Raw genomic sequence first — 14131 nt, forward strand, 5'->3', positions numbered from 1 at the left:
TACGAATTGTCTTGTGGACTACCTCGACACTGTGAACAGAGCTAGGCGATAGCGGCTGCCATCGCCTCTCGCGGAGCGGGCTTGCCCGTGAACTGCTCTACCTGCCCGAAGGCCTGATTGAGCAACATCTCGAGGCCGCCGATCACCGTGCCATCGGCCGCCTCGACAACCGAAGCAAGTGGCGTCGGCCAGGGGTTGTAGATCGCGTCGAGGACAAATCGCGCCTTCCCCAATTGCTGGGCAAAGGGCGCTGCCGCTTCCGCGGGAACGGTACTGACCAAGACCGAGGATTCGGCGCAGATCCCGCCTAGCCGTGCGTCGTCGAAGGCGACCAGATCAATGTCCAACCCGACCGCGCCGCCGCATTCGATGGCACCGGATGCGCGCCCCGGATCACGCGCGACCACGGTGACTGTCCGAACTCCCATGTCGGCCAACGCGACCAATGCCGGCCGCGCGGTGCCGCCCGCGCCGACAACTACCGCCGAAGTGCCGCTGAGATCGCCGACACCGCCGGCGATCAACGCACCGCTGACTCCGTCGACGTCCGTGCAGTCGGCACGCCAACCGCCGTCGATGCGAACCAGGGTGTTGGCCGAGCCGATGGTCACCGCTCGCGGTGTGCGTTCGGTGGCATATTCGAGTGCTGCGATCTTGCCCGGCATCGTCACCGAGAGGCCGATCCATTCGGGGCCGAGTGAGTCGACGAGGGCAGGCAACTGCTCGCCGGTGCATTCGATCCGCTCGTAGGTCCAATCGCTCAGCCCCAAAGCCGCGTACGCCGCAAGATGCAGCAACGGGGACTTCGAGTGAGCGATCGGGCTTCCGAGAACTGCCGCCTTACGTGGCGTCGCGAGCGAAGTCGCGGTACTACCGTCCACTGTCGAGAATCCCACTTTGCTGTGCCAGTTCGATGTTGGCCAAATGCTCCTCGTAGCTCTTGGTGAAGAGCGTCTGGCCTTCCTTGTTGATTGTGACGAAGTACAACCAGTCACCGGCCGCCGGCGATTCCACGGCCTTCAGCGCGTCGATGCTCGGCGAAGCGATGGGCGTTGCAGGCAGACCCGGCATTGCGTACGTGTTCCACGGCGTGACGCGCTCACGGTCGGCATCCGTGGTTGCGACCTCGGTGGTGTCGAGTGAGTAGTTGACCGTGGAGTCGAACTGCAGAGGCTGATCGACTGCGAGTCGGTTGACGATCACCCGCGCGACCTTGGCCATGTCTGCGGGCAACGCCTCACGCTCGACCAGCGACGCTGCCACCAACAACTGGTACGGAGACATTCCGACCCCGCTGCCGGCTGTCAGAATTCCCGTGGCCTCGTACTTGGCGGCGCTACCCTCGACCAACGACCGCAGGATCTCGGTGGGCGTCGCGGTGGGATCGAAATCCCAACTGCTGGCGGCGATCAGGCCTTCGAGCTGACGGTCCTTGTCCGGCACGCTCTTGACCGACGACATCGCCCATTCGGGCACGCCGAGCGAAGCCAGATCGGAAGATGCTCCCGCAGTGTTCAATTCGTCTGTCGAGACACATTTCTGAGCGGAAACCGGGCCGACACAACTCGCCTCGGAAATGAGGTTGTAGATGCCCTTCTTGAGCGAGCCGGTCTGCGCGTCCGAACTGTCGTGCAGCTGACGCCCTTCGGCGATGACAACACTGCCGACTCGGGAGTCCGGGGCAACCAAGGTGTCGAGTGCGCTCGCGGCGCTACTCTGCACCGGCACCTGGTAGAAGCCGGGTTGCACCTTCTGGATCTCAGACGGATTGGCGATCGCCGCGTTGTAGAAAGCAGCGGAACTCGCGACGACGTTCTTCGCCTCGAGCGTCGCACCGATCTCCGATGCGGTTTCTCCACTGTTGATCTGGATGACCACGGGTGCGCCGCCGGGGCCGGCAAAATCCTCCGCGGTCTTGTTGCGATCCATGTACCAGAGAGCGCCGTATGCACCGACACCGAGGACTGCGATCACCAACACCAGCAGGGCGAGAACGCCGACCTTCTTGCCACGCTTGGCGCGCTTGTTGCGCGCTTCGCGTTGCTTGCGTGCCTCGGCTCGCGACATATGCGGCGGATCGATGTTCTGCGGCAGTGCACGCATGACCATGGTCTCGTCGTTGTCGAAGTCGAACGAACTGGTGGGCCGGCTTCCGCCGCCCTCATCCCACCGCGCGTTCACAGATCGCCCTCCAGTGCAGCGTCCTTCGACGACTCCCCTGGTTTCACAGCTCTACTCCGCTCGTCCAGCCAGCCTTGCAGGATTTCCACCGCCGCAGCCTGATCGATCATCGGTCGCTGGCCGCGTGCCTTGACTCCACTTTCGCGGAGATTGCGCGCAGCCGTGACGGTCGTCAGTCGTTCGTCGGACAGTCTCACCGGGATCGGTTCGACGGCCCGCTGCAGTCGTTTGGCGAATGCAGTCGCGATACCGGCGGCCTTACCTTGCTCACCGCGCAGCGTCTGTGGCAGTCCGACGATAACCTCAACGGCCTCGTATTCGGACACGATGGCGATAATGCGCCGGATATCCGGCGCGTCGGGCCCACGCTCCTTCGAGCGTGGAACCGTTTCCACCGGTGTCGCGAGGATGCCGTCGGGGTCGCTGGACGCGACGCCGATGCGAACACTGCCCACGTCGATGGCGATGCGCCGCCCGCGACCAGGGTCGTCGATGCCGGGGCGATCGGGACCCTGCTGCGTAGCCATCACCGTCAGCTGCCGCCCGCCAGCTCTCCGACTCTGTCCCGGATCGCATCGAGCGCCGCCGGGATTCCTGCGGAGTCCGAACCCGAACCCTGGGCCATGTCGGGCTTTCCGCCGCCGCGGCCGCCGATCTTGGGACCGAACGACGCGACCAGCTCACCGGCCTTCACACCGAGACCTTGAGCTGCCTTGCTCGAGGCGACCACGAACGGAACCTTGCCGTCGACGTCACCGAGCAGAGCTACGACGGCAGGTTCGGAGCCGAGGCGACCCTTGATGTCCGTGACGAGGCTGCGCAGGTCGTTTCCGCCGACTCCGGCGGGAGCAGGCTCGGCGATGACGAGGACACTGCCGATGCGCTTGGCCTTGGCGACGTACTCGCCTGCTGACGCCAGCACTGCCTTGGCCTTTGTCTGTTCGAGTTCCTTCTCGGCCACCTTGAGTCGCTCGACGAGCGCCTCGACGCGGGCGGGCACCTCTTCCGAAGGAACCTTCAGCGAGGAGGAGAGTCCGGCCAGGAGCGCGCGTTCCTTGGCGAGGTAGCGGTAGGAGTCCAAACCGACGTACGCCTCGACGCGTCGGATTCCGGAGCCGACCGACTGTTCACCGAGCAGCGTTACCTGACCGATCTGTGCGGAGCTTCCGACGTGAGTGCCACCGCACAGTTCCATCGAGAACGGGCCGCCGATTTCGACGACACGAACCTCGTCGCCGTAGTTCTCACCGAAGAGTGCCATCGCACCCATCGCCTTGGCCTTGTCGAGATCCGTGACAAATGTGTTGACCGCGTAGTTCGACGCCACGGCTTCGTTGGTGAGTGCCTCGATGTCCTGCTTCTGGGAGTCGGACAGCGCGCCCTGCCAGGAGAAGTCGAAGCGGAGGTAACCCGGCTTGTTGAGCGAGCCTGCCTGCACCGCGTTGGGGCCGAGCACCTGACGCAGCGCCGCGTGCACCATGTGGGTACCGGAGTGCCCCTGGGTTGCACCCTTGCGCCACTCGGCGTCGACGTGCGCGAGCACGACGTCGCCCTCGGTGATCTCGCCCTTCTGCACCGTCACCTTGTGCGTCCAGACCTTCTTGGCGATCTTCTGTACGTCGTTGACCTTGGCTTCGAGGCCCGGCGCGGTGAGCGAACCGATGTCGGCGATCTGTCCACCGGACTCTGCGTAGAGCGGGCTGCGGTCGAGGATGACCTCGACGTCCTGACCGGCCTTCGCGACCGGGACACGGACGCCGTCGACGATCAGTGCGAGGACGTGAGCCTCGGAGACCAGCTCGTCGAAACCGGTGAACTCGGTGGCTCCTCGGTCGAGCAGTTCCTTGTAGACCGTGAGGTCGGCATGGGCGTGCTTGCGCGCTTGAGCGTCGTCCTTGGCGCGCTTGCGCTGCTCGGCCATGAGCGTGCGGAAGCCGTCCTCGTCCACGGTGAGACCGGCCTCGGACGCCATCTCGAGCGTGAGGTCGATCGGGAAGCCGTAGGTGTCGTGCAGTGCAAACGCCTGATCGCCGGCGATGACCGACTTTCCGGACGACTTGACCGTCTCGGCAGCATTCTCGAACAGAGCAGAACCCGAAGCCAGCGTCTTGAGGAACGCGGTCTCCTCGCCGACGGCAACGTTCTCGATGCGCGTGAAGTCGGTTTCCAGAACCGGGTACGACGGCGCCATCGTGTCGCGGACGACGACCATGAACTCGCGCATGGTGGGCTGCTCGCTGCCGAGCAGTTTGGCCGAACGCACGATGCGACGCAGCAACCGGCGCAGGACGTAGCCGCGGCCGTAGTTGCCGGGGTTCACACCGTCGGCGATCAACATCGCTGCGGTGCGTGCGTGGTCGGCGATGACGCGGAAACGGACGTCTGAAGTGTGGTCGGTCCCGTAGACACTGCCGGTCAGTTCGGCGGCCTTGTCGATGACGGGGCGGAGAAGATCTGTCTCGTAGACGTTTTCGACGCCCTGCAGGAGGAACGCAACGCGCTCGACGCCCATGCCGGTGTCGATGTTCTTCTTCGGCAACGGTCCGAGGATCGGGTAGTCGCCCTTGTTGGTGCCCTCGCCGCGCTCGTTCTGCATGAACACGAGGTTCCAGATCTCGATGTAGCGATCCTCGTCGGCTTCGGGGCCACCCTCGACGCCGTATTCGGCGCCGCGGTCGTAGAAGATCTCCGAGCAGGGGCCGCACGGCCCGGGAATGCCCATGGACCAGTAGTTGTCCTTCATGCCTCGGCGCTGGATGCGCTCTTCGGGCACTCCTACCTCGTCGCGCCAGATCGAGAATGCTTCGTCGTCGTCGAGGTAGACGGTGGCCCACAGGCGCGTGGGATCGATGCCGTATCCGCCGTCCTCGACCGAACCTGTCAGCAACTGCCAGGCGTGGGAGATGGCTTCCTTCTTGAAGTAGTCACCGAAGGAGAAGTTGCCCGCCATCTGGAAGAAGGTGTTGTGGCGGGTGGTGATGCCGACCTCTTCGATGTCCAGGGTGCGGACGCACTTCTGCACGGACGTCGCCCGTGAGTAGGACGGCGTCTGCTGCCCGAGGAAGAACGGCACGAACGGAACCATGCCCGCGTTGACGAACAGAAGGTTCGGGTCGTCGAGAATCAGCGAGGCGCTGGGCACCTCGGTGTGGCCGGCCTTGACGAAGTGGTCGAGGAATCGCCTGCGGATCTCGTGGGTTTGCACTAACCGGTCCTTACCTTCAAGAGCGTCGAGCTATGGGTGTCCAGACTAACGCGTCGGCCGGTGGAACCTGGCAGGCGTCAGCCACGAACTATTCGGCGAAGTTTGCTCACCCGATCGGCGATCTCCCGCTCGTTGCCGTGCGCGGTGGGCTGGTAATAGTCGACACCTACCAGATCGTCCGGTGGATACTGTTGCCGCAGAACACCATCACGTGTGTCGTGCGGGTACTTGTATCCGACTGCGTTGCCCAATTGCTCGGCGCCCTTGTAGTGCCCGTCACGCAGGTGCGGCGGTACCAGTCCGGATTTTCCGGCGGCCACGTCGGCCATGGCCGCGCCGAGTGCGGCGATGACCGCACCCGATTTGGGAGCCGTCGCCAGATGAATGGTGGCCTGTGCCAGCGCCAGACGAGCCTCCGGCATACCGATCAGCTGCACTGCCTGCGCCGCGGCGGTGGCAGTCTGCAGCGCCATCGGATCAGCCATGCCGATGTCTTCGCTGGCGTGAACCACCAGACGCCGTGCGATGAAGCGAGGGTCTTCGCCCGCGGTCAGCATCCGTGCGAGGTAGTGCAGGGCGGCGTCGACGTCTGATCCACGAATGCTCTTGATGAATGCACTGATGACGTCGTAGTGCTGATCTCCGGCACGGTCGTACCGAACCGCGGCCTTGTCGACACTGGCCTCGACGGTCGCGAGGTCGAGCACCACCGGGCCCGAAGCGTCACCGGCCGTGTCCAGTGCAGCTCCGGCGGCAGCCTCGAGTGCCGTCAGGGCTCGGCGGGCGTCGCCGGCCGCCAGACGAACGAGGTGTTCCATCGCGTCGTCGTCGATCGTGATCGCTCCGCCGAACCCGCGTTCGTCGGCGACAGCGCGCTCGAGCAGTTCCTGGACATCCGCAGCGGTGAGCGATTGCAGTTGCAGGACCAACGAGCGCGACAACAGAGCGGAGACGACCGAGAACGACGGGTTCTCGGTGGTCGCGCCGACCAAGAGCACGATGCGGTTCTCGACCGCGGCGAGCAAGGCGTCCTGCTGGGTCTTGGAGAAGCGATGAACCTCGTCGATGAACAAGACGGTTTGTTCGCCGTTCAGCAGGCGGCGGCGCGCGAGTTCGATGACACCGCGGACTTCTTTGACTCCGGCGGACAGAGCCGACAGAGCCTCGAACCGGCGGCCGGTAGCACCCGAGATCAACGATGCGAGCGTGGTCTTGCCGGTGCCGGGAGGTCCGTACAGAAGTACCGATGCGGCGCCGGACCCCTCGACCATTCTGCGGAGTGGCGCGCCGGGCCCGAGTAAGTGCTGTTGACCGACAACTTCACCAAGAGTGAGCGGACGCATGCGGACAGCCAGAGGAGCTCCGGGCGGCACCGAGGACAGGGCGCGCTCGGCTACAGACACGACATCTGGTTCGTCGACGATCGCGGATTCCTCCGGAGTTGCCTCGAACAGGCCGTCTTCCGCCACCACGCCGTCTTTCGCCCCCACACTGTCTTCCGCTTGCCAATCGCTCACGAATCGACGCTACTAGAGACCACCGACGCCCGACACAATCCGCTGTTCCGCCAGCCCTCACCCAGTCGTGAATCCGCATTGGATAGCGTTGTCGCCATGAGCACCTCCGAGATCGCCACCGTCCTCGCGTGGCACGATGCACTCAACTCCCAAGACGTCGACACTCTGCTGCAGTTGTCGAGTGACGACATCGAGGTAGGCGGCCCCAAGGGCGCGAGCCAGGGACTCGCTGCCCTGCGCGAGTGGGCCACCAACGCCGGCATCACGCTCGTCCCCGGAAAGATGTACGTCCACCACGGCGTGGTCGTCGTCGAACAGACCGCAACGTGGGCGGCCGAACCGGACAAGTCCGCGACCCTGGCCTCTGCTTTCCGAGTCGTGGCCGACCAGGTGACGTCGACGTTCCGGCATCCCGATCTGGCGACGGCGCTCGCGGCGACGGACCTGTCCGAGAACGATCTGGTCTCCGACAACTGAGCGGACTCGACCGAGAAAGGGCGCTCGTGCTTCGTGCACGGGCGCCCTTCAGTGTGTGATCGGTCAGGGCCTCAGCTGAACTCGGTCCGCAGCGCCGCCACGACGTCGCGGGCGTGTGCCTCGACGGCGGCGTTGCCGGCGAGCTGAGCCGAGCGTGCGAGCCTGGCCCAGCGTCCGACCAGTGCGTCGGCGCGTGGAATCGAGAGATAATGTTCGCGGACGGCGGCGATACGCGAATGATCCTCGGGCAGGTACAGATAGGTACTGAGCCAGACCCAGATGAGTTGGGCCTCGACAATCCGGCGGCCCAATTCGGCCTCGTCGGCCAGGGCGGGCCACATCCCCACTACCTCGGCCCGCCAGGCATCGACCATCGCCGACGCCCGCTCTTCGGTCAGGTCGATGTTGCACAGGCAACCGGGGAAAGACACCAACGCGTAGGTGATGTCGAGGAGGGCATCGCGGTAGCCACCCCACTCGTAGTCGAGGAACTGCACGCCGTCGTCGTTGACGATGATGTTGTCGGGGCACAGGTCCGACGGACTGAAGGCACGGAACCGGCCACCGCTGAACAGTGTCTGCGCATGCTGAACCTGCTCGAGAATGTCCGAACTCACATCGATGCCGAGACTTTCCACCAGCATCGCGGGAACACCGGCCACGGCACGTCCCACCTGATCCGCAACTTCATCGGAGCAATGGGCAACCTCGGCTCGACGCAGCAGTGCGGTGAAGTCGTCCTCCCGGCCGACGGTCGCGGCGTGCATGCGTCCCATTGCCTGAGCCATGGCCATCAACGTGTAAGTGACGGTGTCCGGGTCGGAGTCTTCGAGTCGGACGCTGATTGCGGTGGCGTCGCCGAGATCACTCAGGATCAGGAGGCGAGCATCGAGGTCGGACGCCAACAGTTCGGCGCCGGGGCGTGCGTCCTTGGCAAGCGCGTTGGCGAACTGATACGACACCGCTTCACGAAGGAATGCGGTCTCGACGTCGAAGTCACCTTCGGACGCGGCCGGGAGCGCAATCGCTGTTTTGGTAGCTCCCTGGAAGTTGTCGCGGACCTGCTTGATCACCAAAGTTCGGGGCAGGGAGAACGGGTTCTCGGCGACGCGAACGCGCAGCACGACGGTGCGGCCACTCCCCCCGAGATCTACGGGATCCACCAGGGTTACGGGTGCCCCTGTGCGGCGTGTCAGCAACTGCTCAGCAGCTGCGACGACTTCGGAAACGGGGTCTGCCAGTAATGCGGTCATCACCGACCAACTTACCCGTTAGTGACTCCGATCATGCCCAGCTCGTCCGCTCGCAGCGGAGAATTCAAGGCCTCACAGCAACAGAAATTGCCGACTACCTGCGGCGATGACAAAAGTCCCCAATCGCCACATCGGCACACAGTTCTCTCGAGAATTTTGCTGTCGGTGAGCAGAACTCCGAACCTGCGACGTCATGGAGTCTTGTCCTCGTCGACAAATCGAGAAATGCCTTTCAACGCTGCTTCGAATTCCTCGTCGGCCCGGGTTCTGAGCCAGAGAACAAGCACGCAGGCAGTGACGATCCCGAGCAGGTTGACAGCCAGTTGCAGAGACGACAACCCGGCGATCCGCCATTCTCCGTTTGCTGCCGCAACCACCGCGAAACCGGCGGCAGGAACCGTGGTGACAGAGATGAACACCCCGACCAAGGCAGCGGACTTCGACGAGACGAGTGCCAGCATCCCAGCCGCACCGGCAAGAAGCGCGACGACAAACGAAATGGGCCCGACCTTGTATACGAAATCGACCTCGTGGAGTGACTCGAGACTGACGACGTCCATCCATCCGAAGAACTTCACCACGAACGTTGCGGCAAGCGTCACGCCCATCGCGATGGGGAATCCGACGGCAAGCGCGAGAATCGAACGCCGACGCAACCGTCGATCCCGCCGTACGAGTGCGACTGCCAAAGCAGCCAGCGGACCGAACTCCGGACCGACGACCATGGCGCCGACGATCGTGATCTGAGAGTCGGTGACGACGCCGATCGCGGCCAGCAGACACGCAATGGTCAGGAACGCGACGAACAATCCGTTGAGAGTCGACTCTTCGCGAGTGCGGGACAGCAATTCCTCCCACACGACGGAATCCGCGGGATCACCAGGCACGTCACGCTCGGCTTTGCGCGCCGCCGCCGACAACACCGTCTCGACCGGTACGAGCGTCATTCCGCCGTCCTCGGCGACGCCGAGTTCGTTCAGGGCATCGACGACGTCGTTTGCCGCCTCACGGGCGACGTCGGCCTCCACCATGTCGCCGGCAGGATGAACCGCGACGTCGCGCATCACGACGATGTGTGTCGCGCCCCGCTGCGACGCGAGCGCACCGAGAACTTGCTCGGTGCGCTCGATCGGGCAGATCACCCGCAAATGCAGCATGGCGATCCGGTGTCGGCTCTACTTGGCTTCGCCGGTGTCGCCTTCGGACTTCTTGTCCTCTGACTTCTTCTCGGGCTTCGCGTCGATACCCGATTCCTTGCGCTGCTGAGCCGAGATCGGTGCCGGAGCATCCGTCAGCGGGTCGACGCCGCCGCCGGACTTCGGGAACGCGATGACCTCACGGATGGAATCCATGCCGGCGAGGAGCGCGGTGATGCGGTCCCAGCCGAATGCGATTCCGCCGTGCGGCGGCGCACCGAAGGCGAAGGCGTCGAGGAGGAAGCCGAACTGCTCCTGCGCCTCGTCCTCGGAGATACCCATCACCTTGAACACTCGTTCCTGAATGTCCTTGCGGTGGATACGAATACTGCCGCCGCCGATCTCGTTGCCGTTGCAGACGATGTCGTACGCGTAGGCGAGAGCGGAATCCGGATCGGTGTCGAACGTGTCGAAGAACTCCGGCTTCGGCGACGTGAACGCGTGGTGCACGGCGGTCCACGCGGAGTGGCCGAGAGCGACGTCACCGGATGCAGTGGCGTCGGCGGTCGGCTCGAACATCGGAGCGTCGACGATCCACACGAAGGCCCACGCGTCAGGATCGATGAGGTCCTTCTTGCGGGCGATCTCACCACGGGCAGCGCCGAGGAGGGCGCGCATCGGCTTCGTTGCACCAGCTGCGAAGAAGACGCAGTCTCCCGGCTGAGCTCCGACGTGGGCGGCCAGGCCCTCACGCTCGGCGTCGGTCAGGTTCTTGGCAACAGGTCCACCGAGAGTGCCGTCTTCACCGACCAACACGTACGCCAGACCCTTGGCCCCACGCTGCTTGGCCCATTCCTGCCAGGCGTCGAGTTGCTTGCGCGGCTGGCTTGCACCGCCGGGCATCACGACGGCGCCGACGTACTCCGCCTGGAACACGCGGAACGTCGTGTCCTTGAAGAAGTCCATGCACTCGACGAGTTCGATGTCGAAACGCAGGTCCGGCTTGTCGCTGCCGTAACGACGCATTGCCTCGGTGTAGGTCATGCGGTCGATCGGCGTCTTGATCTCGTGGCCGACGAGCTTCCAGAGCGCCGTCAGGATTTCCTCGGCGAGCAGGATGATGTCGTCCTGGTTGACGAAAGCCATCTCGATGTCGAGCTGAGTGAACTCGGGCTGGCGATCGGCGCGGAAATCCTCGTCGCGGTAGCAACGTGCGATCTGGTAGTAGCGCTCGATGCCGCCGACCATGAGGAGCTGCTTGAACAGCTGCGGGCTCTGCGGCAGTGCGTAGAAGCTACCGGGCTGAAGGCGCGACGGCACCAGGAAGTCACGGGCACCCTCGGGCGTCGAGCGCGTGAGCGTCGGAGTCTCGACCTCGACGAACTCGTGATGCGCGAGAACGCCGCGCGCTGCAGCACTTACCTTGGAGCGCAAGCGAATTGCGGAGCCGGGGCCTTCACGACGCAGGTCGAGGTAGCGGTACTTGAGGCGCGCTTCTTCGCCGACCTGATCGTCGAGCTGGAACGGCAGCGGTGCGCTTTCGTTGAGAACCTCGAGTTCAGTGGCGTTGACCTCGATCGCTCCGGTGGGGATCTCGAAGTTCTGGTTGCCCTCGGGGCGAACCTCGACCGTTCCGGTCACGCGAACGCAGTATTCCGCGCGCAGACGGTGCGCCTGCTCGGCCACGTCACCTGCCCGGAAAACTACCTGCGCAACTCCGGATGCATCACGGAGATCGATGAAGATCACTCCGCCGTGATCACGACGCCTGGCTACCCAACCGGTGAGCGTTACGGTCTGCTCTGCCTGCTCGGGTCGCAATGAACCGGCGAGATGTGTGCGCAGCACGGGATTCCTTTCGAACTACTTCCAATAACCGACGACCGACTACTTTGCCTGCGATCCTACGGAGCGAACTGCACAGAGCGGAAACGCGGACCCGCATCGCATGCGAAGCTATCTCCAGAAGTGACGGCAAGCACTTGTTCACGACAGCAGAAAGCGGACATAGATGACCTTCAACGAGGGGGCCCGCGGCGAAGCGGGACGCGTTCAGGTTCAAGGCGGCGGGGGTGGCGGTGGCCGCGGCGGCAAAATCGCGATCGGCGGTGGCGCGGGCGGCATCATCGTTCTGATCCTGGCGCTGTTGTTCGGCGGCGATCCCGGCTCATTACTGGGCACGTCCACCGAGACTTCGAGTTCGTCGACCGGACTGTCGTCGGTCGACGAGTGCACCGGCGCTCAGGCCAACGCCGATGTGAACTGCCGAGTAACGCTGACCGTCGGAAGCCTCGACGACGTTTGGGAACAGCAGTTGGTGAAGCAGACCGGCACGGCGTACGTGCGTCCCGAAGTTGTCTTGTTCAGCGGTTCGGTCAACACCGGTTGCGGCCAGGCGTCGAGTGACGTCGGTCCGTTCTACTGCCCGGCGGACCAAACGGCGTACTTCGACACGAGTTTCTTCCAACTACTCGTCGACCGTTTCGGTTCCAGCGCCGGACCGCTCGCACAGGAGTACGTGGTCGCGCACGAGTTCGGACATCACATCCAGAATCAGCTCGGCGACATCGGCCGCGCGCAGGCCGACCCGCAGGGTGAGCAGTCGGGTGCGGTTCGCACCGAACTCCAGGCCGATTGCTACGCCGGCGTCTGGGCACATTTTGCGGACACGATTCCCGACGAAGCGACCGGTCAACCATTCCTGAAGCCCTTGTCCGAGAGCGATATTCGAGACGCCCTCTCGGCGGCGTCATCGGTGGGCGACGACCGCATCCAGAAGTCCACGACCGGTCGGGTCAACCCCGAAGGCTGGACACACGGCTCCTCCGCACAGCGGCAGGCGTGGTTCAAGACCGGATACCAGACCGGCCAGATTTCGTCGTGTGACACGTACTCGGCGCGGGATCTGAACAACCCGCCCGACCTCAAGCGATAGCGAACCTCCGAAACCATCCCACCGACAATTTTTTCTGTCTTGACAGATTCAGTTGTCGGTGGGATGGTTTTCTCATGTTGGACGTAGCAGTCATCGATCGCCCCGGAGCTGCCGAGGCGTCGCTCGATCCGATTCGGCAACGGATTCTGGCCGAATTGGCGGTGCCGGGATCGGCATCCTCGCTGGCGCCCCGGATCGGGCTGACACGCCAGAAGGTGAACTATCACCTGCGCACTCTCGAAGACCACGGACTTGTCGAGCTCGTCGAGGAACGCAAGCGAGGCAACATGACCGAGCGAATCATGCAGGCCAGCGCCGCGTCGTACGTCATATCCCCTGCCGCCATGTCGGCGCTCGCCCCGGACCCGGGCCGGTTCCCCGATCAACTCTCGGCGCGCTGGCTCGTCAGTCTCGCAGCGCGGATCGTCCGAGAGGTCGGCGAACTGATCGCCGGAGCAACTGCAGCCGGAAAACCGTTGGCGTCCTTTGCCATCGACAGCGACATCACCTTTGCCACGGCGGCCGACCGTGCCGCCTTCGCCGGCGAACTCGGCGAGTCGATCAACTCACTCGTCGCCAAGTATCACGACGGCAATTCCGAAGGCGGACGCAAACACCGCCTCGTTGTCGCCCTGCATCCCAGCCTCACCACACCCCAAACCATCACAACCCAAGCGATCGACGCGCCCGAAACGGAGAAGTAGCAATGTCCGAGAAATTCGAAATCCGCCGCGAGGTGGTCGTCCCAGGAACCCCCGAGCAGATCTGGGCCGCCATCTCGGCCGAAACGGCCGGCTGGATGTTCCCCTCCCCTCTCGAGATCCCCGCCGACGGCAGCCGCCCGGACAGCCCGATCATCGCCACGTGGGAGCCACCCCGCGAACTCGCCATCCACATGCAAGGCCCCGACGGCTGGTTCAACAACCTCGAATACGTCGTCGAGGCCCTCGACGAGAGCACCGCCGTTGTCCGCTACGTCCACGCCGGAGTGTTTGCCGATGACTGGGACAACCAGTACGACGGCGCGAGCAAGCACACGGACTTCTACCTGCACAGTCTCGGCCAGTACGTGCGGTACTTCGCCGGCAGGCCCACCACCTATGTCTCGGCTGAAGGCCCGGAATCCTCTTCCGCGCCGCAAGCGATGGGAACGCTTCGCAGCGCCCTCGGAATCACCTCGGGCGCCGCTGTCGGTGACTCCGCGTCGGTGGAAGTCCCCGGAATCGGAACCGTCGACGCGATTGTCGACTACATCAACGACTGGTTCATCGGCTTGCGCACCCAGGACGCATTGCTGCGGTTCTACGGCCGAAATGCTTTCGGCGGCACCGTCGACGCGGCCCATCACCTCTTCGCAGAGGGTGCTGACGGTGGATCAGCAACGGCAGCGTGGCAGGGCTGGCTCGACGGCGCGTTCGCCTGAGTCG

The 14131-nt window shown here is 64.2% G+C and carries 12 protein-coding genes; 4 read left to right on the forward strand and 8 right to left on the reverse strand.

Going from position 1 to position 14131, the window contains the following annotated elements:
- Positions 1-41: 41 nt before the first annotated feature.
- From G4D79_RS20340 to G4D79_RS20360, 5 genes are all read right to left on the reverse strand, one after another.
- On the reverse strand, positions 42-881 hold the full coding sequence (locus G4D79_RS20340; protein ID WP_003944839.1) for a shikimate dehydrogenase: 840 nt from the start codon (positions 879-881) through the stop codon (positions 42-44).
- Positions 871-2181: an endolytic transglycosylase MltG gene (gene mltG / locus G4D79_RS20345; protein ID WP_042445689.1), complete on the reverse strand. Its 1311-nt coding sequence runs from the start codon at positions 2179-2181 to the stop codon at positions 871-873. Before mltG ends, G4D79_RS20340 begins: the two co-directional genes overlap by 11 nt.
- Positions 2178-2711 (reverse strand): Holliday junction resolvase RuvX, encoded by a 534-nt coding sequence (gene ruvX / locus G4D79_RS20350; protein ID WP_156519475.1) that lies wholly within the window; start codon positions 2709-2711, stop codon positions 2178-2180. Before ruvX ends, mltG begins: the two co-directional genes overlap by 4 nt.
- A gap of 2 nt (positions 2712-2713) precedes the next feature.
- On the reverse strand, positions 2714-5386 hold the full coding sequence (gene alaS, locus G4D79_RS20355) for an alanine--tRNA ligase (RefSeq protein ID WP_030536427.1): 2673 nt from the start codon (positions 5384-5386) through the stop codon (positions 2714-2716).
- Between the two features lie 77 nt (positions 5387-5463).
- On the reverse strand, positions 5464-6903 hold the full coding sequence (locus G4D79_RS20360; protein WP_370852743.1) for a replication-associated recombination protein A: 1440 nt from the start codon (positions 6901-6903) through the stop codon (positions 5464-5466).
- 96 nt (positions 6904-6999) lie between these two features.
- Between G4D79_RS20360 and G4D79_RS20365 the strand changes: the two genes are divergently transcribed.
- Positions 7000-7380 (forward strand): nuclear transport factor 2 family protein, encoded by a 381-nt coding sequence (locus G4D79_RS20365; protein WP_003944973.1) that lies wholly within the window; start codon positions 7000-7002, stop codon positions 7378-7380.
- A 71-nt stretch (positions 7381-7451) separates the two neighbouring features.
- Here G4D79_RS20365 and G4D79_RS20370 read toward each other — a convergent pair whose 3' ends face one another.
- The 3 genes from G4D79_RS20370 to aspS all read right to left on the reverse strand — a co-directional run bounded on the left by G4D79_RS20370 (position 7452) and on the right by aspS (position 11617).
- Positions 7452-8633: a kinase gene (locus tag G4D79_RS20370; protein WP_047270379.1), complete on the reverse strand. Its 1182-nt coding sequence runs from the start codon at positions 8631-8633 to the stop codon at positions 7452-7454.
- A 191-nt stretch (positions 8634-8824) separates the two neighbouring features.
- The gene (locus G4D79_RS20375; RefSeq protein ID WP_214514311.1) at positions 8825-9790 is read right to left on the reverse strand and encodes a DUF389 domain-containing protein; all 966 of its coding nucleotides are present in this window, start codon (positions 9788-9790) and stop codon (positions 8825-8827) included.
- Between the two features lie 18 nt (positions 9791-9808).
- A complete protein-coding gene (aspS, locus tag G4D79_RS20380) occupies positions 9809-11617 on the reverse strand; it encodes an aspartate--tRNA ligase (RefSeq protein WP_050656336.1) in 1809 nt (602 codons plus the stop codon).
- 163 nt (positions 11618-11780) lie between these two features.
- Here aspS and G4D79_RS20385 point away from each other — a divergent pair, with 163 nt between their 5' ends.
- The 3 genes from G4D79_RS20385 to G4D79_RS20395 all read left to right on the forward strand — a co-directional run bounded on the left by G4D79_RS20385 (position 11781) and on the right by G4D79_RS20395 (position 14127).
- A complete protein-coding gene (locus G4D79_RS20385) occupies positions 11781-12704 on the forward strand; it encodes a neutral zinc metallopeptidase (protein ID WP_042448761.1) in 924 nt (307 codons plus the stop codon).
- A gap of 74 nt (positions 12705-12778) precedes the next feature.
- Positions 12779-13408 carry a helix-turn-helix domain-containing protein gene (locus G4D79_RS20390; protein ID WP_007728048.1) on the forward strand — a complete coding sequence of 210 codons (630 nt, stop codon included), beginning with the start codon at positions 12779-12781 and terminating at the stop codon, positions 13406-13408.
- A gap of 2 nt (positions 13409-13410) precedes the next feature.
- Positions 13411-14127, forward strand: coding sequence for an SRPBCC domain-containing protein (locus tag G4D79_RS20395; protein WP_214514312.1), 717 nt, complete (start codon positions 13411-13413; stop codon positions 14125-14127).
- Positions 14128-14131: the final 4 nt, after the last annotated feature.

Origin of the sequence: Rhodococcus sp. WY5 (assembly GCF_018588185.1) — a bacterium.
Lineage (GTDB): Bacteria > Actinomycetota > Actinomycetes > Mycobacteriales > Mycobacteriaceae > Rhodococcus_F > Rhodococcus_F qingshengii.

What these genes read in the sequence shown, in the direction of transcription:
- G4D79_RS20365 (WP_003944973.1), top strand. Translation starts at nt 7,000, where the DNA reads ATGAGCACCTCCGAGATCGCCACCGTCCTCGCGTGGCACGATGCACTC.
- G4D79_RS20370 (WP_047270379.1), bottom strand. Translation starts at nt 8,633, where the DNA reads ATGACCGCATTACTGGCAGACCCCGTTTCCGAAGTCGTCGCAGCTGCT.
- G4D79_RS20375 (WP_214514311.1), bottom strand. Translation starts at nt 9,790, where the DNA reads ATGCTGCATTTGCGGGTGATCTGCCCGATCGAGCGCACCGAGCAAGTT.
- G4D79_RS20385 (WP_042448761.1), top strand. Translation starts at nt 11,781, where the DNA reads ATGACCTTCAACGAGGGGGCCCGCGGCGAAGCGGGACGCGTTCAGGTT.
- G4D79_RS20390 (WP_007728048.1), top strand. Translation starts at nt 12,779, where the DNA reads ATGTTGGACGTAGCAGTCATCGATCGCCCCGGAGCTGCCGAGGCGTCG.
- G4D79_RS20395 (WP_214514312.1), top strand. Translation starts at nt 13,411, where the DNA reads ATGTCCGAGAAATTCGAAATCCGCCGCGAGGTGGTCGTCCCAGGAACC.